The sequence below is a fragment of the Streptomyces sp. NPDC047315 genome (genome assembly GCF_040643215.1).
GTDB lineage: Bacteria > Actinomycetota > Actinomycetes > Streptomycetales > Streptomycetaceae > Streptomyces.
The window spans coordinates 9,430-32,377 of record NZ_JBEYTZ010000038.1 but is presented as its reverse complement, the minus strand read 5'-3'; the positions used below and the strand labels follow the sequence as shown (position 1 = coordinate 32,377).

2 protein-coding genes are annotated in these 22,948 nt (G+C 73.9%); both read right to left on the bottom strand.

Going from position 1 to position 22,948, the window contains the following annotated elements:
• Positions 1–11: 11 nt before the first annotated feature.
• Positions 12–16,364 carry an amino acid adenylation domain-containing protein gene (locus ABZ842_RS32675; protein ID WP_361545147.1) on the bottom strand — a complete coding sequence of 5,451 codons (16,353 nt, stop codon included), beginning with the start codon at positions 16,362–16,364 and terminating at the stop codon, positions 12–14.
• Entirely contained in the window at positions 16,364–22,711 is a 6,348-nt protein-coding gene (locus ABZ842_RS32670; RefSeq protein ID WP_361545144.1) for an amino acid adenylation domain-containing protein, read from the bottom strand. The genes ABZ842_RS32675 and ABZ842_RS32670 overlap by 1 nt, the downstream gene beginning before the upstream one ends.
• Positions 22,712–22,948: the final 237 nt, after the last annotated feature.

Below are 22,948 nucleotides of genomic sequence, written 5' to 3'. Positions count from 1 at the left end.
TCGCGGCGGGTTCAGTCCTCGCCGAGGTGGCGGTTGATGGTCGTGCAGATGTCGGCCGCGGGGCCGGGCCGGTACATCCCCAGGTGGGTGGTGCGCACGTCGTGTTCCTCGATCGCGCCGCGGACGTGCGACCGCCACAGGGCCGCGTACGAGTCGTCGGGGTTGAGCGTCGCGTTGAAGAAGAGCGCGTCGCCGTGGAAGACCGGCTGGGTGAAGTCCCGCATCATCGTCACGTGCTCGGCCATGATCGCGGACGCCCGGTCCACGAAGGAGGCGTGTGCGCCGTCCCCGTCGGTGCCCGCGCCGGCCGGCAGGTGGTGCTCGAAGAAGTCCCGCACTTCGTGGGCGTCCACGTCGTGCTGGTGCCGGGCGAACCAGTCGGCCGGTACGCAGTCGAGGAGCGCGAGGAGCGCCACCCGGTGTCCCCGGCCCTCCAGGCGCGCGGCGACGGCCTGCGCGAGGGTGCCGCCGAGGGAGAGGCCGACGAGTCGGAAGGGGCCGTCCGGCTGGATCGAGAGGATCTGCTGCACGTAGTCGTCGACCATCTCGTCGACGGATCCGGGCAGCGGCGACCCGTCGAAGCCGCGGGCCTGGACGGCGTAGACGGGCCGGTCGCCGAGGTGTTGGGCGAAGGCCAGATAGACCCAGGACAGGCCGATGCCCGGATGGACGAACCACACGGGCGCCCGGGTGCCGCAGGACTTCAGGGCGAGGACGACGCCGAAGGGGTCCGCGAGCCCGGTGGACTCGGCCCCGGAGGTGAGGTGGCCGGCGAGCTTCGCGACGGTCGGCGCGTCGAGCATCACCCGTATCGGCACCTCGGCGCCGAGGACGCTCCTGACCCGGCTCACCAGGCGTGCGGCGAGCAGCGAGTGGCCGCCGAGGGCGAAGAAGTCGTCGTCGATGCCGACCCGTTCGACGCCGAGGACCTCGGCGAACAGTCCGACGAGCACTTCTTCCTGGGGGGTCCGCGGGGCCCGGTGCCCGGCCGTGGTGAACTCCGGATCAGGCAGCGCCGTGCGGTCCAGCTTGCCGTTGGGCGCCAGCGGCAGTCGGTCGAGGACCACGAACGCGGACGGGACCATGAAGTCCGGCAGGCGTTCGGCGACGAACTCCCGCAGAACCGCGGTGTCGACGGCGGCTCCGTCCTCGGGCACGAAGTAGCCGACCAGACGCCGGTCCCCCGCGAAATCACGGACGTCGACGGCGGCGTGGGCCACTTCGGGGTGCTCGGCGAGGGCCGCCGCCACCTCCGCGGGCTCGACGCGGAACCCGCGGACCTTCACCTGGGAGTCGCCCCGGCCGACGTACACCAACTGCCCGTCGGCCCGCCAGCGGGCGAGGTCGCCGGTGCGGTACATCCGGGCGCCGGGCTCGACGGCGTACGGGTCGGCCACGAACCGTTCGGCGGTCAGGGCGGCCCGGCGGTGGTAGCCGCGGCCGATGCCGCCCGCGACGTACAGTTCGCCGGCGACACCCACCGGGACCGGTTCGAGGCCGGGGCCGAGCACGTAGGTGCGCATGTTGCCCAGCGGGGCACCGATCGGGGCGTTGCCCACTGCGGTGGACTCCTCGTCCGGCGCCAACGCGAAGGCGGTGGCGTAGAACGACTCGGTCTGTCCGTAGGCGTTCACCACCCGCGCCCCGGGGACCGTCTCGCGCACCCGCTCGACCAGGGTGGCCGGCAGCGCCTCGCCGGCGAGCACCACGGTGTCCGCAGCGAGTTCCACCGTGCTCCGGTCGAGGACTTCGGCGAGGACGGAGGGCACGGTGGACACGACCGACAGGGCCGGCCCGCCGCGCTCGCCGAGGGCCAGCGCGTCGCGGGCGATCTCGACGGTGCCGCCGGTGGTCAGCGTGGTGAATATCTCGAACACGGACACGTCGAAGTTGATCGACGTGCCGGCCAGGGTGCGACCGCCGCGTCGGGAGCCAACGCGCTCGGCGAGTCGGGTGACGCCGTTGACGACGCCCGCGTGGGTGACCGCGACGCCCTTGGGGAAGCCCGTCGAGCCGGAGGTGTACATCACGTACGCCACGTTGTCGCGCCGTAGCGGCGCGATTCGCTGCCGGTCCCGGATCTTGACGTTCCGTCTGCCGGGGGCGAGGTCGACGTCCTCGATGAGCAGCCGGGGCACCCGCGTCCGCGGGAGGACGTCGACGGCGCTCCCGTCGGTCAGCAGGAGCGCCGGACGGGCGTCGGTCAGGATGTGCGCCAGGCGGGCGCTCGGATAGCGCGGGTCGAGCGGCAGATAGCCGCCGCCCGCCTTCAACACCGCCAGCAGGGCGACGACCAGCTCGGCCGAGCGCGGCAGCGACAGCGCCACCACCGTCTCGGGGCCGACCCCGCGCTCGATCAGCTCGCGGGCGAGCTGGTTGGCGCGGGCGTCCAGGTCGCGGTAGGTGCGCGAGACGGTGCCGTCCTCGACGGCAACCGCGCCGGGGGTGCGCTCCGCCTGCTGTTCGAAGAGCCCGACGAGGGTCAGCTCGGGCGTGGGCTGCGCCGTGTCGTTGAACCGGTCGAGGACCAGTTCGCGCTCCGCCGGCTCCAGGACGTCGACGCTGGCGACCGGTGTGTCCGGGTCCTCGGCGATCTCGGTGAGGACCCGGCCGAGTCGGGCGGCGATCCGCCCCGCGTCGTCGTCGGAGTACAGGCTCTGCTGGTACTGGAGGCCCACCCGCAGGTGCGGATCGATGTCCGCGGCGACGGCCAGCGGGTAGTGGGTGCCGGAGCGGGCGCGGATGCCGGTGGCAGTGATGCCCGCGGCGCCGCCGGCGTCGCTCATGCCGTCGCGGTCCACCGGATACGACTCGAAGACCACCAGGGTGTCGAAAAGGGTGCTCAGGCCGCTGGCGCGCTGGATCTCGCCGAGGCCGTGATGGTGGTGGTCGAGCAGGGCGGCCTGTCGGTCCTGCAGCGCGGTGAGCAGTTCGGCGAGCGTGGCACCGGGCGCGGCCTCGACCCGTACGGGCAGGGTGTTGATGAACAGGCCGACCATCGCGTCGACGCCGGGCACCGCGGGCGGGCGGCCGGAGACCGTCGCGCCGAACACCACGTCCTGCCGCCCGGTGAGCCGGCCGAGGACGATGCCCCAGGCGCCTTGGACGAGCGTGTTGACGGTGATGCCCAACGCGGAGGCGCGGCGCGCGAGGAGCCGGGCCGTCGCCACCGGCAGGTCGACCTCGACGATGCCGAGGCCCTCCTGGGCGACTTCGGCGTCGGGCGCGAGCAGCGTCGGCCCGTCGACGCCGGCGAGCTCCCTGTCCCAGGCGCGTGCGCACTTGGCACGGTCCTGCCCGTCGAGCCAGCGGAGGAAGTCCCGGTAGGGGCGCACCCGCGGCAGCGCGGCCGAAGCGCCGTCGGAGCCGTACAGGACGAGCAGGTCCTGCAGCAGCAGCGGCAGCGACCAGCCGTCGTACAGGACGTGGTTGGCGGTGAGGACGAGTTCCGCATCCTGCGGGCCGGTCGTGACCAGGGTCATCCGCAGCAGCGGCGGCTTCGCCGGGTCGAAGTGGGCCGCGTGGTCGGCGTCGAGCAGCGCTTCGAACGCCTCCTCGCGCTCCGCCGCGCCGAGGCCGCTCAGGTCGACGTGGTGGAAGGGCAGGTCGACGTGGTCGAGGACGAGTTGCACCGGTTCGCCCGCGGCGTCGGTGACGAACGCGGCCCGCAGGTTGGCGTGCCGGTCGAGCAGGGCCTGTCCCGCGGTGCGCAGCCGGCCCGGGGCGACCCCGCCGGACAGGTGGATCGCCAGTTGCATGTGGTACGCGTCGTAGGACGCGTCCGCCAGCCGGGAGTGGTACAGCAGGCCGGACTGCATCGCGGTCAGCGGCCACACGTCGACCAGGCCCGGGTGTCGCTGCTCCCAGGTCTCCAGGTCGTGCTGGGTCACCTGCACCAGCGGTACGTCGGAGGGGGTCAGGCCGCCCGCGCCGTCCTGCCCGGCGTGCCGGGCCAGCCCCGTGAGGGCGGCGGTCCACAGGTCGGCCAGCTCGCGCGCCTCGTCGGCGGTGAGGATCCCGGTCGGGAAGCTCAACTTCGCGTGCAGTTCGGGCCCGTGGGCGGTGTCGGTGACGTACGCGGTGATCTCGACGGTGGCCAGGGCGGGCATGTCCGGGTCGAAGTCGGCGACGAGCCGGCCGGTGTCGGCGGATACGGTCCACCCGGTTTCGGTGGCGCCCGGCTGCCCGCCGGTGCTGAAGCGCCCCAGGTAGTTGAAGGCGATCTGGCCGGCGGAGCGGCCCGAAAGGGCTTCGGCTGTCTCGGTGTTGAGGTGGCGCAGGAGTCCGTATCCGATGCCCTTGTCGGGGACGGCGAGCAGTTGTTCCTTGACCGCCTTGATCGCACGCCCGGCCGCGGGCCCGCCGGTGAGCGCCTCGTCGACGTCGATGCCCTCGACGTCGAGGCGGACGGGGAACATGCTGGTGAGCCAGCCGACGGTACGGGACAGGTCGGCGCCGGGGACGGCCTGTTCCTCGCGGCCGTGGCCCTCCAGCCGGATCAGCGCCGACGTCTCGTCGACGCCGCGCCGCTCGCGCCAGCGGGCGAGCGCCAGGGCGAGGCCGGCGAGCAGGCCGTCGTTGACGCCGCCGTGGAAGGCGGCCGGAAGGGTGGTCAGCAGGGGCTCGGTGATCTCGCCGGGCACGGTGAGCGACACGCTGTCCACGGTGGCCATGGTGTCCACGGCGGGGTCGAACGAGCGGGACCCGAGCTCCGGGTCGGGTCCCTTGAGGACGGCGCGCCACAGCGGGAGCTCGTCGAGCCGGCCGGGTGCGTGGGCCTCCTCCACCAGGGCGTGGGCCCAGCGGCGTACGGAGGTGCCGACCTCGGGCAGGGCGGGCGCGGCGCCGGCCGTCACCTGCTCCCACGCTTCGGCCAGGTCGGGAACGAGGATGCGCCAGGAGACGCCGTCGACGGCCAGGTGGTGCAGGACGACCAGCAGGCGGCCGGCCCGCCCATCGGTGCGGTCGAACCACACGAACTGCGCCATCACCCCCTCGGTCGGGGCGAGTCTGGTCGTGGCCGCGTTCAGCTCGGCACCGGCCCGGCGCTCCCACTCCTCGTCCCAGCCGCCTTCGCAGACGATGCGGCGCAGTAGCGGGGCGACGTCGACGGTGCCGGGGGCGGTGACCTCCAGGGCGCCGTCCCCGTCGGTGAGCAGCCGGGAACGCAGTACGTCGTGCCGGTCGACGACCGCGGTGAGGGTGGCCCTGAGTCGGGCCTCGTCGACGCCGTGGGGAAGGTCGAGGAGGGTGGACATGGCGAACCGGTCGGTGCCGGCGCGCAGCCCGGTCATCCACCGGGCGATCGGCGGCAGCGGCATCCGGCCCACGCCGCCGCCCGCCAGTTCCGCCAGGACCACTGCGGTCGCCCGGGCGTTCTCGGCGGCCACGGCGGCCAACTCGGCGACGGTACGGCACTCGAAGACCTGCCGCGGGGTGATCTCCACGTCGCGGGCCTTGGCCTTGGAGACCACCTGGATGGAGCGGATGGAGTCGCCGCCGGCGGCGAAGAAGTCGTCTTCGACGCCGATGCGCTCCACGCCCAACACCTCTGCGTAGACGTCGGCCAGGGCCTGTTCCGTCTCGGTGCGCGGGGCGCGGTAGGTGCCGCCGACGTACTCGGGGTCGGGCAGGGCGGCCCGGTCCAGCTTGCCGTTGGGCGCCAGCGGCAGTTGGTCGAGGACCACGAACACCGACGGGACCATGAACTCCGGCAGCCGGCGGGCGGCAAAGGTGCGGAGCTGCTCCGGGGAAACACCGGCCGTCAGGTCGAGGTCGACGTCCTCGGCGACGTGCGGCACGACGTAGCCGACGAGTTGCTGCCCCGTGCCGGCGCGGCCCGGGCGGGTGACGACGGCTGCTTGGGTGACGCCGGGGTGCGCGGTGAGCACGGCCTCGATCTCACCGGGCTCGATGCGAAAGCCCCGCACCTTCACCTGCGCGTCCGCCCGACCCATGTACTCCAACAACCCCTGGGCGTTCCAACGGGCCAGGTCACCCGTGCGGTACATCCGAGCCCCGGAAGGACCGTACGGATCGGCGACGAACCGCTCCGCCGTCAGCACCGCACGCCCCTGGTACCCGCGCGCCAGGCCACCCGCCACGTACAGCTCACCCACCACACCGACCGGCACGGGCTGCAGCCCGGCGCCGAGGACGTAGGCGCGCGTGCCCTCCAGCGGGGAGCCGATCGGAGCGCTGCCCCCGGCGGCGAGCTCCTGTTCCGCATCGAGCACGAAGGCAGTCGCGTAGAAGGACTCGGTCTGGCCGTACGCGTTGACCACCCGCGCGCCCGGCAACGCGGCACGGACCCGGCGGACAAGGGCCGCGGGCAGGGCCTCGCCGGCGAAGACGACGGCGTCGGGCCGGACGTCGCCGTCGGTCTGCTCCAGCAGTTCGGCGAAGACGGACGGGACGGTGGAGACGAGTCCGCCGTCGATGCCGCCGCGCTCACCGATGACCAGGACGTCCCGGGCGATCTCGACGCTGCCGCCCGTGGAGAGCGCGGTGAAGAGTTCGAAGACGGAGACGTCGAAGTTGATCGAGGTGCCGGCGAGGATCCGGGTGCCGGGCCCGGCACCGACGGTCCGCGCCAGTTGGGTGACGCCGGCCGCGACGGCGGCGTGGGTGACCGTGACGCCCTTGGGCACGCCCGTGGAGCCGGAGGTGTACATCACGTACGCCGCGTTCAGTGCGGCGGGGGCGGGGTGCGGGGCAGGCAGGCCGTCGGCCGCGCTCTGGTCGACCTGGTCGACCAGCAGTCTCGCGACGCCGGTGTCGGGCAGGGACGGCGCGGTCGCCGTGTCGGTCACCAGCAGCACCGGGCGGGCGTCGCCCAGGATGAAGTCCAGCCGGGTGCTCGGGTAGCGCGGGTCGAGCGGCAGATAGGCGCCGCCCGCCTTGAGCACCGCCAACAGGGCGACGACCAGTTCCGGGGAGCGCGGCAGCGACAGCGCCACCACCTCCTCCGGGCCCACGCCCCGCGCGGCGAGCTCCCGGGCGAGCCGGGCGGCGCGCTCGTCGAGCCCGCGGTACGTCAGCCCGTCCCCGGTGCCGGTTCCGATGACGGCGACGGCGTCCGGGGTGGCCGCCACCTGCCGTGCGAAGAGTTCGGGCAGCGTCAGCCCCGGCTCCTGCGGGACGGCGGAAGGGTTGAAGCCGTGCAGCACGCGCTCGCGCTCGGCCGCGTCCACCAGCTCGACCGCCGCCACGGGCCGGGTTGGCTCCGCGACGAGCCGGGCGACCAGGGTGGTGAACCGCTCGGCGAGGGCTTCGACGGTGGCGTGGTCGTACAGGTCGGTGGCGTACTCCAGCTGGCCCACCACGCCGAGTCCGGGCAGGTCGGCCATGTTGAAGAAGAGGTCGAACTTCGCGGAGCCGTTGCGGAACGGCTCGAAGGCCACGTCCAGACCGGGCAGGGAGAAGCCCTGCCGGCTGAAGTTCTGCCAGGCGAACATCACCTGGAACAGCGGCGAGTAGGCGGTGGAGCGCTCGGGGTTGACGGCCTCCACCAGCCGCTCGAAGGGCACGTCCTGGTGGTCGTAGGCGGCCAGGGACTTGTCGCGGACCTGGGCGAGCAGTTCGGTGAAGGTGCGGGCGCCGCCGAGCTCGGCGCGCAGCACCCAGGTGTTGACGAAGAAGCCGATCAGCCCGTCGAGGTCGTCCTCGGTGCGGCCGGCGATCGGGGCGCCGATGGTCACGTCGTCGCCGGCGCCCAGGCCGTGCAGCAGCACCGCGAGCGCCGACTGGAGCACCATCGAGACGGTGGCGCCCTGCTCGCGGGCGAAGGTCTCGACCGCGTCAGCGACGGCGCCGTCCAGCCGGAACTCGACGGTGGCGCCGCGGTGGCTGGCCGCCGGCGGCCGGGGTCGGTCGGTGGGCAGCCGGATCGGCTGCGGCACCCCGGCCAGCTCGTCGCGCCAGTACGCGACCTGCGCGGACTGGAGGCTGTCCGGGTCGTCGTCGGCGCCGAGGAGTTCGCGTTGCCACAGCGTGTAGTCGACGTACTGGACGGGGAGTTCGGCGAGGTCGGGCGCCCGGCCGGCGGCGCGGGCGGTGTACGCGGCGTCCAGGTCGGCGGCGAGCGGGGTGAGCGAGACGCCGTCGCTGGCGATGTGGTGCAGCAGCAGGAAGAGCACGTGTTCGCGCGCGCCGACCCTGAGCAGGGTGGCCCGCAGCGGGATCTCGCCGGCCAGGTCGAAGGCGTACGTCGCGGCTTCGGCCTTGGCGTCCTCCAGGTCCTCGGGGGCCACGTCGACCACCGGGACGTCCAGGTGCACCCGTTCGACGGGGAGCACCAGTTGGGTGGGGACGCCCTCGGCGTCCTCGACGATCAGGGTGCGCAGGCTCTCGTGCCGGGCCACCACGTCGCGCAGCGCCGCCGTCAGCGCGTGCGCGTCCAGGTCACCGGTGAGCCGCAGCGGGAAGGGCGTGTTGTACGTCGCCGACGGCCCTTCGAACCGTTCGATGAACCACAGGCGGCGCTGCGCGAAGGAGAGCGGTACGCGCTCGGGGCGCGGCTCGGTCCTGCGCAGCGGCGGCCGGGTCCGACCGGCGTCGGTGAGGCGGGCGGCGAGCCGGGCGACCGTGGGCGCGTCGAACAGCACGCGGATCGGCAGCTCCGCCGCCAGGTCGGTGCGGATGCGGCCGACGAGGCGGGTGGCGAGCAGCGAGTGGCCGCCGAGTGCGAAGAAGTCGTCGTCCACGCCGACCCGTTCGACGCCGAGGACTTCGGCGAACAGGGCGCACAGCGCCGCCTCGTGGCGGGTGCGGGGCGCCCGGTACGCGTCGCCGGAGTGCTGCGGGTCGGGCAGGGCCGCGCGGTCGAGCTTCCCGTTGGGCGCCAGCGGAAGCCGCTCGAGCACGACGATCGCGGACGGGACCATGTACTCGGGCAGGGCGGCGGTCAGGAAGGTCCGCAGCTCGGTGGCGTCGATCCGCCGTCCGTCGGCGTCCGGGGCGGGTACGGCGTAGGCCACCAGGCGCGGACCGCCCGGCCCGTCGGCGTCACGGGCGACGACGGCGGCTCGGGCGAGCGAGGGGTGTGCGGTGAGGACGGCCTCGATCTCGCCCGGTTCGATGCGGAAGCCCCGCACCTTCACCTGCTGATCGGCGCGTCCGGCGTACTCCAGTTGACCGTGGGCGTTCCAGCGGGCCAGGTCGCCCGTGCGGTACATCCGGGAGCCGACCGGGCCGTACGGATCGGCCACGAACCGCTCCGCCGTCAACCCCGACCGCCCGCGGTAGCCCCGCGCCAAACCGCCGGCCACGTACAACTCACCCACCACGCCGGGGGCGAGCGGGGTGAGGCCGGGGCCGAGGACGTAGGCGCGGGTGCCGTCCAGGGGGGTGCCGATCGGGACGCTGCCCCGACCGTCCCACTCCTGCCCGGGCGCGAGCACGAAAGCAGTCGCGTAGAACGACTCCGTCTGACCGTACGCATTGACCACCCGGGCAGCCGGAGCAGCAGTACGGACCCGGTCCACCAGGGCTGCGGGCAGCGCCTCACCGGCGAAGACCACCGTGTCCGGCACGATCCGGTCGGCGAAGCCCTCGGCGAGTTCGGCGACGACGGAGGGGACGGTCGACAGGACGCCGCCCCGCTGGTCCTCGCGTTCGCCCAGGACCAGGGCGTCGCGCACGACGTCGGCGGTGCCGCCGGTGGCGAGCGCGGTCAGGAGCTCGAAGACGGAGACGTCGAAGTTGATCGAGGTGCCGGCGAGCATCCGCGCACCCGGCTCGACGCCGACGGCCCGCGCCAACTGCTCGACGCCGGCAGCGACCGCGGCATGGGTGACGGTGACGCCCTTGGGCACACCGGTCGATCCGGAGGTGTACATCACGTACGCCGGGTGCTGCGGGTGCAGCGCCGTGGTGCGCTCCGCGTCCATGACCGGTCCGGCGGCCCGGCCCTCCAGGTCGATCCGGTCCAGGTGCAGGACGGAGGCCGGGCCGGGGGGCAGCAGGGCCGCGGTGGGGCCGTCGGTGAGGACGAGCAGCGGGGCCGCCTGGCTCAGGACGTGGGCCAGCCGGCGGCTCGGGTAGGCCGGGTCCAGCGGTACGTACGCGGCACCGGACTTGAGGACGCCGAGCATCGCCACGACCAGGTCGGCCGAGCGCGGCAGGGCGAGGCCCACCAACTGCTCGGGCCCGGCGCCGTGCGCGATCAGGGCGCGGGCCAGCCGGTCCGAGCGCTCGTGGAGCCGTTCGTACGTCAGGACCGCGTCCCCGTGCACGACGGCGGGCGCCTCGGGGGTGCGCGCGGCCTGCCGCTGGAGCAGCGCCGGAACGGTGAGTTCGGCGCCGGCGGTGCCGCGGGGTGCGGGCAGCACCATGGCGCGCTCGGCCGGCTCAAGGACGTCCACCCGGCGCACCGGTACGCGCGGGTCGGCGGCGAGCTGCGCGAGCACCCGCTCCAGGCGGGCGGCGACGCTCTCGGCGGCCTTCCGGTCGAAGAGGTGGTGTTGGTAGGCGATGACCGCCCGCAGGTGCGGGTCGGCGGTGGCGGTCAGGGTCAGCGGGTAGTGGGTGCCGCTCGTGGGGCTGATGCCGGTGAGGGAGATCCCGGCCGTGTCGTGGGCGTCGGCGAGGCCGGCCCGGTCGACCGGGTAGGAGTCGAAGACGACGAGCGTGTCGAAGAGGCGGGGCAGACCGGTGGCGCGCTGGATCTCCGCCAGCCCGTGGTGCTGGTGGTCCAGGAGCGCGCCCTGCCGGGTCTGGAGTGCGCCGAGCACCTGGTCCAGGGTGTCGCCGGGGGCGCAGTCCACCCGTACCGGGAGGGTGTTGATGAACAGGCCGACGATCGAGTCCACGCCGGGTACCTGGGGCGGACGGCCGGAAACGGTCGCGCCGAAGACGACGTCGCGGCGGCCGGTCAGCTCCCCGACGAGGACCGCCCAGGCGCCCTGGACCAGGGTGTTCAGGGTGATCCCGAGTTCGGAGGCGCGTCGGGTCAGCTCGCGGGAGGTCTCCGGGGCGAGCGGGACGTCCACCTGCCCGATGCCCTCGGGCGCGGCATCGGCGGCGGCTTGGGGCGCGACGAGGGTGGGCTCGTCGACGCCGGCGAGTTCGGCGTTCCAGACGCGGTGGGCCTCGGTGCGGTCCTGGCGGTCGAGCCAGGCGAGGAAGTCGCGGTAGCCGCGGACCCGCGGCAGCGCCGACGCGTCGCCGGCCGAGCCGTACAGGCTCAGCAGCTCCGTCAGCAGCAGCGGCACCGACCAGCCGTCGAACAGGACGTGGTTGGCGGTGAGGACCAGGTCGGCCCGGTCGTCGGCGAGGGTGATCAGGGTCATCCGCAGCAGCGGTGGGGCGAGCGGGTCGAAGTGGGCGGCGTGGTCCTCGGTGACCAGCCGCCGGCGCTCCGCCTCGCGCTCCCGCTCCGGCGCGGGCCGCAGGTCGTGTTCCCGCCACGGCAGCCGTACGCCGTCGACGACGAGTTGGACGGGGTCGCCCGAGGCCCCGGGGACGAACGCGGTGCGCAGGTTCGGGTGCCGGTCGAGCAGCGCCTGTCCGGCGAGGCGCAGCCGGCCCGCGTCGACCCGGCCCGTCAGGTGGCACACCATCTGCATCTGGTACGCGTCGAAGGACGCGTCCGCGAGCATGGTGTGGAACAGCAGCCCGGACTGGGTGGCGGTCAGCGGCCACACGTCGACCAGGCCCGGGTAGCGCTCCTCCCACGACTCGATGTCCGACTGCGCGGCCGTGACCAGCGGCAGGTCGGAGGGGGTGAGGCCGCCGGCGCCGGGCCGGGCGGCGTGCCGGGCCAGGGCGTGCAGGGCGGTGCGCCACAGTTCGGCGATCTCCGCCACGTCGTCGGCGCCCAGCAGCCCGGTGGGGTAGCCGAACCTGGCGGTCAGCTGCGGCCCGTGTTCGGTGTCCTCGACGAGCGCGTTCACGTCCAGGGCGGTCAGGACCTGCTGGTCGGGGTCGAGGTCGGGGACCAGGTCGGTGGTGCCGTCGGCCTGGGTGAAGCCGAGGCCGCGCAGGTGCTCGGGCATGTCGGTGGGCGAGTAGCGGCCCAGGTAGTTGAAGCCGATCTGGCCGGTGGGGCGCGGTGCCAGGGCCTTCGCCGTCTCGGGGTTGAGGTGGCGCAGCAGTCCGTAGCCGATGCCCTTGTCCGGGACGGCGAGCAGTTGTTCCTTGACGGACTTGACCGCGCTCGCCGCCGCGGGCCCGCCGTCGAACGCCTCGTCGACGTCGATGCCGTGCAGATCGAGGCGGACGGGGAACATGCTGGTGAACCAGCCGACGGTACGGGACAGGTCGGCGCCGGGCACCACGTCCTGCTCCCGGCCGTGGCCCTCCAGGCGGACCAGCACGGATGAGCCGGCGGCGCCCCGGCCTGCGCGCCAGCGGAGCACGGCCAGCGCGAGAGCTGTCAGGAGCCCGTCCTGGACGCCGCCGCGGAAGGCGGTGGGCAGCGCGGTGAGGAGGGCTTCGGTGGTCTGCACCGGCACGTTGAGCCAGAGGTGGTCGGCGGTGGCGACGGTGTCGCGCTCCGGGTCGAGCGGGCGGGACCCCAGCGGCGGGTCGGCGGGCTCGACGACGGAGCGCCAGTACGGCAGCTCCGCGAGGCGGTCGGGCGCGTGGGCCTCGTCGACGAGGGCGTGGGCCCAGCGGCGTACGGAGGTGCCGACGTCGGGCAGGGCGGGCGCGGCGCCGGACTTCACCTGCTCCCAGGCGGCGGCGAGGTCGGGCAGGAGGATGCGCCAGGAAACCCCGTCGACAGCCAGGTGGTGCAGTACGAACAGCAGCCGGCCGGGCCGGCCGTCGATGCGGTCGAACCACACGAACTGCGCCATCACCCCGTCGCCGGGGGCGAGTCGGGTGGTGGCCGCGTTCAGCTCGGTGCGCGCCCGCTCCTTCCACTCCTCGTCCCAGGCGCCGTCGCAGGGGACGCGGCGCAGCAGCGGGGTGACGTCCACGGTGCCGGGCGCGGTGACGTCCAGGGCTCCCCCGCCGTCGGCGACCAGTCGGGAGCGCAGCACGTCGTGCCGGTCCACGACCGCGGTGAGCGTGGCCAGGAGTCCGCGCTCGTCGATGCCGGGCGGCAGGTCGAGGACGAGGGACATGGTGAACCGGTCGGTGTCGCCCGAGAGTTCGGTCATCCAGCGGGCGACGGGCAGCAGCGGCATCGGTCCCGTGCCGCCGCCGGGCAGTTCCTCCAGGACGGGTTCCGCGGCGCCCGGGGCGCCGACGGTCTCGGCGAGTTCGGCGACGGTGCGGCACTCGAAGACCTGCCGCGGGGTGATCTCGATGCCGTGGGCCCGGGCGCGGGTGACGACCTGGATGGAGCGGATGGAGTCGCCGCCGACGGCGAAGAAGTCGTCGTCGACGCCGACCTTCTCCATGCCCAGCACCTCGGCGTACACCGCGGCCAGGGCCTCCTCCGCGGCGCCGCGCGGGGCGCGGTACTCGCCGCTGCTGAACTCCGGCTCGGGCAGGGCCCGGCGATCCAGCTTTCCGTTGGGCGTCAGCGGCAGCCGGTCGACGACCACGAACACCGACGGGACCATGAACTCGGGCAGCCGCCGGGCGGTGAACCGGCGCAGTTCCTGGACTTCCAGGCCGCGCGTGAGGTCCACGGTCTGCTCGCCGAGGCCGTCGATGCTGCCGGCGCCGTGTGCGGTGCCCGCGCCGTCCTGGTCGGGCACGACGTAGCCGACGAGCCGTCTGCTCCCCCGGCTCTCGGCGACGATCACGGCGGCCTGGGCGACGCCCGGGTGGGCGGTGAGCGCGGCTTCGATCTCGCTGGGCTCGATGCGGAAGCCGCGGATCTTGACCTGGGCGTCGTCCCGTCCGGCGTACTCCAACTGGCCGCCGGGCAGCCAGCGCGCCAGGTCCCCGGTGCGGTACATGCGGGCGCCGGGCGGCCCGTAGGGGTCGGCGACGAACCGTTCCGCGGTCAGGTCGGTGCGTCCGTGGTAGCCGCGGCCCACGTTGCCGGCGACGTGCAGTTCGCCGACCACGCCGGGCGGCACCGGTCGCAGTCCGGGGCCGAGCACGTAGGTGCGCATGTTGCCGATCGGGGAGCCGATGGGGGCGCTCGTGGCGCCCTGCCACTCCTGGTCGGCGGGGAGCGAGAAGAGGGTGGCGTAGAACGACTCGGTCTGGCCGTACGCGTTGACGACCCGGATGCCGGGGATGGTGCGCCGCACGCGGTGCACGAGCGCGGCGGGCAGGGCCTCGCCGGCGAACACCACGCACTCGGCGCGGATCTTGTCCCCGACCTGGTCGAGGAGTTCGGAGAAGACGGAAGGCACGGTGGAGATGACGCCGCCGTCCCAGCCGCCGCGCTCGCCGATGACCAGGACGTCCCGGGCGACCTCCAGGGTGCCGCCGGTGGACAGCGCCGTGAACAGTTCGAACACGGACACGTCGAAGTTGATCGAGGTGCCCGCGAGCAGCCAGGTGTTGTCGTCCACGCCCACCAGGTCGGCCAGTCGGGTCACCCCGTTGACGACGTTGTGGTGCGTGACGGCGACGCCCTTGGGGGTGCCCGTGGAGCCGGAGGTGTACATCACGTAGGCGGTGTTGTGGATCCGCAGCGGGACGGACCGTTCCGCCTGGGCGATGGGCCCGCCGGGCACGGCGTCGCTGACGTCGACGTCGTCGACGAAGAGGGTGGGCACGTCGGTGCGCGGCAGCACCGCGAGGGTGTCGCGGTCGGTGAGCAGCAGCGTCGGGCGGGCGTCGGCGAGGATGAAGTCCAGCCGGGTGGAGGGGTACTTGGGGTCGATGGGCAGATAGGCGCCGCCCGCCTTGAGGACCGCGAGGAGCGCTACGACCAGGTCGGCGGAGCGCGGCAGGGCCAGCGCGACCACGGTCTCCGGGCCGATGCCGCGCCGGATCAGTTCGCGGGCGGCCCGGTTGGCGCGGGCGTCGAGCTCCCCGTAGGTCAGCTTCAGGTCGCCGAAGACCACGGCGACGGCGTCGGGGGTCCGGGCGGCCTGCTGCTCGACCAGGCCGGGGACGGTCACCCGGGGCGTGGGCACGGCGGTGTCGTTGAAGGCGTGCAGGACCAGTTCGCGCTCGTCGGGGCGCAGGACGTCGGCGAGCCCCACCGGACGGCCGGGGTCGGCGATCGCCTGTTCCACCAGGCGTACGTAGCGGGCGGCGATCTCCTCGACCGTGGCGTGGTCGAACAGGTCGGTGGCGTACTCGATGTAGACGAGCATCCCGGCCCTGGTCGGGTCGGCGAAGAAGTTGAACTCCAGGTCGAACTTGGCCGACGAGGTGGCCTGCACCTCCAGCCGGGCCTTCAGTCCGCCGGGCAGGTCCAGGTCGATCCAGCGTTCGTTCTCCCAGGTGAACATGGTCTGGAAGAGGGAGTGGTGGGCGGTGGAGCGCTCGGGGTTGAGCTCTTCCACGAGCCGTTCGAAGGGGGCGTCCTGGCGGTCGTAGGCGGCCAGGGCCTTCTCCTGGACCTGGGTGAGGAGCTGGTCGAAGGTGGGGCTGCCGGCGAGGTCGACGCGGAGCACCCAGGTGTTGACGAAGAAGCCGATCAGGTCGGCGAGTTCGTCGTCGGTGCGGCCGGCGATGGTGTTGCCGACGGGGATGTCGTCGCCCGCGCCCAGGTGCTGGAGCAGCACCGCGAGCGCGGTCTGCATCACCATCGGCACGGACACCTCGCGGGCGAGGGCGAACTCCTCCACCGCGGCGAGGAGTCGGGGTTCGACGGGGAACTCCACGATGTCGCCGCGGTGGCTGGCCGCCGGCGGCCGGGGCCGGTCGGTGGGCAGTTGGAGGGGCTGGGGGCTGCCGGCGAGCTGTTCGCGCCAGTACGCGACCTGGGCGTTCAGCACGCTGTCGGGGTCGTCCTCGGCGCCGAGGACCTCGCGCTGCCACAGCGTGTAGTCGACGTACTGGACCGGCAGCTCCTCGAAGGGCGGCTCCTCGCCCCGTACGCGCGCGGTGTAGGCGGTGTCCAGGTCGCGGGCGAGCGGCACCACGGACTCGCCGTCGCTGGCGATGTGGTGGATCAGCAGCACCAGCACGTGGTGCTCGGGGCCGGCGCGGAACAGCACGGCCCGTACGGGGATCTCGGCGGCCAGGTCGAAGGCGTGCTTGCCGGCGCCGTCCACGGCCCGGTCCAGGTCGTCGGCGGCCACCTCGACGAGGGGGACGTCCAGCTCGACCCGGTCGACGGGCACCACGTGCTGGCCGGGCACGCCGTCGGCGTCCTCGACGAAGAGGGTGCGAAGGCTCTCGTGCCGGTCCACCACGTCCCGGATCGCGGCCCGTAGGGCGGCCACGTCCAGGGGGCCCTCCAGGGTGACGAGGAACGGCACGTTGTAGGTGGCGGACGGGCCCTCGAACTTGTCGATGAACCACAGTCGGCGCTGCGCGAAAGACAACGGGATCATTACGAGGCACTCCTGTTCATCCTGCGCAGACGGGGGCGGTCGGCGGCGTTCGCGTTCTTCACCGTGCGCGAGAGTTCGGCGATGCAGCGGTGCTGGAAGATGTCCCTGATGGAGACGGAGACGCCCAGGGACTTGCGGATCCGGCTGGTGAGTCGGGTGGCGAGCAGGGAGTTGCCGCCCAGTTCGAAGAAGTCGTCGTCGATGCCGACCCTGGCGACGTTCAGCACCTCGGCGAACAGGGCGCTGAGGTGCTTCTCCTGTTCGTTCCGCGGGGCGCGGTAGGGACGGCCCGCGGCGGGCTCGGGCAGGGCCGCGCGGTCGAGGGTGCCGGCCGGGGTGCGGGGCCAGGCGTCGAGCACGACGACCGCGGCGGGCACCTGGTCGGCGGGCAGCCGGTCGGCCGCGTAGCCGGTGAGTTCGTCGGCGTCGGGGGCGTCGTCGCCGGTGGCGAGCGCGTAGGCGACCAGGGTGCGGGCGCCGTCGCCGTCCCGCAGGACGACCTCGACCCCGCTGACCGCCCGGTGCCCGGTGAGGACCCGGGCGATGCGCCGGGGGTCGACGCGGGTGCCGGCGAGCGCCACCAGGCCGTCGGCGCGGCCCTCGTGGACGAGGGTGCCGTCGGGGCGCCGACGGGCCAGGTCCCCGGTGCGCAGCAGTCGGCTGCCCGGCGGGCCGTAGGGGTCGGCGACGAAGCGGGTGGCGGTGGCACCGGGGTGTCCGGGGCAGCCGCGGGTGACGGCGTCGCCGCTCAGGTACAGCTCCCCGGTGGCGCCGGGCGGCACGGGCCGCAGGCCGGGGCCGAGCAGTCGGGCGCCGGTCCCGGGCAGCAAGGTGCCCAGGTCCGGGCCGTCGGCGGGGGCCGCGCCGGCGACGAAGGTTCCGGCGGGTGCGTAGAGGTGGACGGCGGATTCGGTGGAGCGGACGGCGGGCTCGGTCGATTCCTTGGTGGGCGTGGTGGACAGGAGGACCCCGGTGCGCTCCTCGGGTGCGGCGGTGGTCTCGGCGCGGTCGGTGAACTCGACCCGGCCTCCGGTGCACAGCGCGGTGAGGAGCCGTACGACGGCGTCCTCGAAGCGGCCCGGGCCGACCCGTACGACGGGCGGGGCGGCGAGCCGTTCGCCCAGGGCGATGAGGGATCGGGTGACCGTGCGGTGCGTGAGGGCCGTGCCCGCGCCTTGGCCGTGTCCGTGGGAGAGCCAGGCCGCGTGGTCCGGGTGGAGCGCGGGTGGCTCGGTCGCCGGGTACCCGGCCGACGCCCCGACGTCGACGAGTCCGAGGCGCGGCCGGCCGTCGCCGGGCAACGGGGTGCCGGCGGTCGGGTCGGTGAGCACCAGGGCCGGGTCCGCGTCGGCGAACAGCTCCGCCAGGTGGCGGGCGGGTGCGCCGGGTTCCACCGGCAGATAGGTGCCGCCGGCCTTGAGGACGCCGAGGAACGCGGTCAGATGGTCCGCGGTGTACGGGGCGGGCCCGGCGACCACGGTGTCGGGGGCGACGCCGCGGCGGACCAGCTCCTGGGCGAAGCGCCCGGCGCGCGCGTCCAGTTCGGCGTACGTGAGGCGCACCTCCTCCTCCCCGCCGCCCTCGGTCACCGCGATCGCGCCCGGGGCGGCCCCGACCTGCCGTTCGAAGAGTTCGGGCACGGTGGGTGCGGCGGGCGCGGGACCGGTGGGCGCGGGGGGTGCGAGCGAGGTCCGTTCGGTGGCGTCGAGGAGGTCGACGGCGCCGAGCCGGCGGGCGGGGTCCCCGGCCAGTAGGCGCAGCACCCGGCCGTAGCGGGTGGCCAGGTCCTGGGCGGCGGCCCGGTCGAGGAGGTCCTTCTGGTACTGCACGGACATCCGCACCCCGTCGGCCTCGATGAACACCAGCAGGGTCACCGGATAGTGGCTGGCGGTGAAGGAGCGGATGCCGGTGACGGTGATGCCGGTGCCGCGGCTGGCGTCGGCGATGCCGGCCCGGTCCAGCGGGAAGGACTCGAAGCCGATGATGGTGTCGAACAGCGCGTCGAGGCCGGTGGTCCGGTAGATGTCGGTGAGCCCGTGGTGGTGGTGGTCCATCAGGGCGGCCTGGCCGCGCTGGATGCCGGTGAGCAGTTCGGCGAAGGTGTCCTGCGGCCGGGCCTGCACGCGCACCGGCAGGGTGTTGAGGAACATGCCGACGACCGCGTCCACGCCGTCGACGGCCGGCGGGCGGCCGGAGACGGTGGAGGCGAAGACCACGTCCCGGCGGCCGGTGAGGTGGCTGAGGAGCACGGCCCAGGCGCCCTGGACCACGGTGTTGAGCGTGATGCCGAGATCCGCGGCGAGCCGGGCGAGTTCCCGTCCTTCGGGTGCCGTCAGGTCGACGTCGACCTGGGCGATGCCCGCGCGGCCGTGCGCGGCGGCGGCCTGCGGCGCGAGCAGTGTGGGCGCGTCGACGCTGTCGACCTCACGGCTCCACACCCGGGCCGACGCCTCGGCGTCCTGCCGGCCGAGCCAGGCGACGAAGTCCCGGTAGGTGCGGGTGGGTTCGAGGGCGGACCCGTCGCCGCGCGCGCCGTACAGCCGCAGCAGGTCCTGCATCAGGACGGGCACGGACCAGCCGTCGAACAGGACGTGGTGGGCCGTGAGCACCAGTTCGTGGCGGTCCGGCGCCATGGTCACCAGCGTCAGTCGCAGCAACGGCGGGGCGGCGGCGTCGAAGTGGGTCCGCAGGTCCTCGGCGAGGAACGCTTCGAACGCTTCGGCGCGGGCGCCCGGATCCAGGGCCCGGTGGTCGAGGTGGGCCCAGGGCAGGCGGGCTCCGTCCACGACGAGTTGGACGAGGTCGCCGGAGGCGTCGGGCACGAACGCGGCCCGCAGGCTGGGGTGGCGCTCCAGCAGTGCCTGGCCGGCCGTGCGCATGCGTGCGGCGTCGACCTCGCCGTCCAGGTGCAGGGCATACTGGACCTGGTAGGCGTCGAAGGCGGAGTCGTTGAGCTGGGAGTGGAAGAGCAGCCCGGCTTGGAGCGGGGTGGCGGGCCAGATGTCCGAGAGACCGGCGTACTTCGTCTCCCAGGTGTCGATGTCGCTCTGACTCACCGTGACCAGTGGTACGTCGCTGGGGGTCAGGCCGCCGGCGCCGGGCTTCGCGGCGTGCCGGACCAGGGCGGTCAGCGCCTGCTGCCACAGGGCCGCCAGCTCCCCGACCTCGACGGGGTCGAGGACGCCGGCGGGGGCGGTGAACACGGCGGTGAGGCGGGGGCCGGCGGCGGTGTCGGCGACCGCGGCGTTGACGTCGAGTTCGGCGGGTGCGGGCATCCGTGCGTCCTGGCCGGCGTCCAGGGAGTCGAGTTCGGCGACCCGGGCCCGGGTGAAGCCGGTCCGGCGCTGCTGCTCGGACGCGTCGGCGCCGGCGGAGAAGCGGCCGAGGTAGTTGAAGCCGATCTGACCGATCGGGCGGCCGTCGAGGACCTTCGCCGTCTCGGGGTTGAGGTGGCGCAAAAGCCCGTATCCGATGCCCTTGTCAGGCAGGGAACGCAGGTGCTCCTTGACCCTCTTCACGGCGCTGCCCGCGGCGTCGCCGCCGGCGAACGCCGCGTCGACGTCGAGGTCCGCGAGGTCCAGGCGGACGGGGAAGACGCTGGTGAACCAGCCCACCGTACGGCTCAGGTCGGCGCCCGGGGCGGCGTCCTCCTCCCGGCCGTGCCCTTCGAGCCGGACCAGCGTGGACGCCGCGTCCACGCCGCGGGCGCGGCGCCAGCGGGTGACGGCCAGCGCGAGGGCGGCGAGCAGGCCGTCCTGGACGCCGCCGCGGAAGACGGCCGGCACCTGGGTGAGTAGCGCCTCGGTGACGTCGGCGGGGAGTTCGACGCGGGTTTCGTGGAGGGTGGCGACGGTGTCCAGCGCCGGGTCCAACCGGCGGCGGCCGAGCAGTGGGTCGGGGCTGTCGACGATGGAGCGCCACAAAGGGAGTTCGGCGGTGCGGGCGGGCGTGCGGGCCGCTTCGGCGAGCGCGTGCGCCCAGCGCCGTACGGACGTGGCGACGGGCGGCAGCTCCGGCACGCGGCTCTGGCGCACCTGTTCCCAGGCGGCGGCGAGGTCGGGCATGAGGACGCGCCAGGAGACGCCGTCGACGACGAGGTGGTGCAGGACCACCAGCAGACGGCCGGGCCGGCCGTCGCTGCGGTCGAACCAGACGAACCGGGCGATCGCGCCGTTGGCGGGGTCGAGCCGGGCGGTGGCGCGGTCGAGTTCGTCGAGCAGGGCGGTGCGCCACGCCCCGCTCTCCCAGGCGTCGTCGCACTCCACGCGGGTGAGCAGGTCGTCGACGCGTACGGTCCCGGGGGCGGCGACCACCGTGCCCGGGCCGCTCTCGGGCTCGTCCACCAGGCGGCAGCGCAGCATGTCGTGGCGGTCGATCACGGCGGCGAGGGTGGCGGTGAGCTGCGCCCGGTCCAGGTGTTCGGGCAGGTCGAGGACCATCGCCTGGGCGAACCGGTTGAAGCCGGGTCCCCAGGAGCGGATCCAGTGGGCCACCGGCAGCAGCGGCAGCCAGCCGGTGCCGCCTCCGTCGAGCTCTTCGAGCACGGCGCCGCCGCCGGTTTCGGCGCCAGCGACGGCCGTGGGGGCGAGGGCGGCGACGGTGCGGCCCTCGAAGACCTCCCGGGCGCTGAGGACCAGCCCGTGTTGCCGGGCGCGGGTGACGACCTGGATGGACTGGATGCTGTCGCCGCCGATGGCGAAGAAGTCGTCGTCGATGCCGACCCGGTCCAGGCCCAGCACTTCGGCGAACGTCCGGGCGAGCGCCTCCTCGGCGGCGTCACGCGGGGCGCGGTAGGCGGCGCCGCGGAACTCGGGCGCGGGCAGCTTGCTCTTGTCGAGTTTGCCGTTGGGCGTCAGCGGCAGTTCGTCGAGGGTGACGAAGGTGGCGGGGACCATGTAGTCCGGCAGCCGCTCGGCGAGGTGCGCACGCAGCTCGCCGACGCCGAACCCGGCGGAGAGGGCGATGTCCCCGTAGACGCTGTCCTGCCTGCGGCCGGTGCGTGCGTCGTCCTTGACGGGGACGACGTAGCCGACGAGCTGTCTGCCGCGACCGCTGCCGGGCGCCTCATGGGGCAGGACCGCTGCGTGGGCGACGCCGGGGTGCGTCTGGAGGGCGGCCTCGATCTCCAGCGGCTCGATGCGGAAGCCGCGGATCTTGACCTGGGTGTCGACCCTGCCGTGGAAGACGAGGTCGCCGGCGGGCGTCCGCTCGGCGAGGTCGCCGGTGCGGTACATCCGCTCGCCGGGGCCGCCGAAGGGGCAGGCCACGAAGCGGGTGCAGGTCAGGTCGGGGCGGCCCAGGTAGCCGCGGGCCAGCGCCGGTCCGCAGGCGTACAGTTCGCCGATCTCGCCGGCGGGCAGCGGGCGCAGGTCCGGGCCGAGGACGTGCACCTGCGCGTCGGTGACCGCGGTCCCGATGTCGGGCAGCGAACCGTCGCCGGGCAGCGGGGCGCTCGTGGTGGCGCACACGGTGGTCTCGGTCGGCCCGTACGCGTTGATCATGCGCCGGCCAGGAGCCCAGCGTGCGGCGAGCTCACCGGTGGTGGCGTCACCCGCGACGACCAGGGTCTCGACGGAGGCCAGGGCGCCGGGCGCGATCGCGTTGAGGACCGGCGGGGGCAGGGTCACATGCGTGACGCCGTACTGCTGGATCGTTTCTGCGATCGGGGCGCCGGGGGCGATCCGCTCCTTGTCGACGAGGACCAGCGCGGCGCCGGACAGCAGCGCCATGACCAGCTCCCACACCGAGGCGTCGAAGCTCGGGGAGGCGAACTGGAGGACGCGGCTGTCGAGCGTGACCTTCAGCCGGTCGACCTGGGCGGCGAGCAACGGGGCGAAGCCGGTGTGGGTGACGGCCACGCCCTTGGGGCGCCCGGTGGAGCCGGAGGTGTAGATGACGTACGCGGTGTTCAGCGCGGACAGGGCGGCGGTGCGGTCGGCGTCGGTGGGCGCCCGGGTGGGGCGTCGCACCAGATCCGCGTTCAGCGCGGGGTCGTCCGTGCGGAGGATCTCGACGTCCAGCACCGGCAGTTCGGCGGCGGTTGCCGCATCGGCGACGACGAGGCGGGCGCCGGAGTCGTCGACCACGTACGCCAGCCGCTCCGCCGGGTAGGCGGAGTCCATCGGCAGGTAGGCGGCGCCGGCCTTGAGCACGGCCAGGACGGTCACGGCCCACGACACCGAGCGACGCAGGGCGACGCCGACGACGGTTTCGGGGCCGACCCCGCGGGCGATCAGCGCGTGGGCGAGGCGATTCGCCTGCACGTCGAGTTCCCGGTAGGTCAGTTCGGTGTCGCCGCACACCACCGCGACGGAATGGGGAGCCGCACCGACCTTCCGCTCGAACAATTCAGAAAACGTATCCACCGGAACTGGAACCTCCGCGTCATTGAGCTCACCGAGCGTTGAACTCTGCTCAAGAGAACACCGGGCAGCGGGTGCGCAATCAGGGCTGCACCCCTGCGTTGATCCGCTGGTACGGGAGTTGTCCCTCGGCCGGCGGACGTCGAATTCGCATGTTAGATCGACACCATAGACAAGCCAGTGGCGTGAATTGTCGAGGAGTGATGGAGGTCCGCTTGAGGC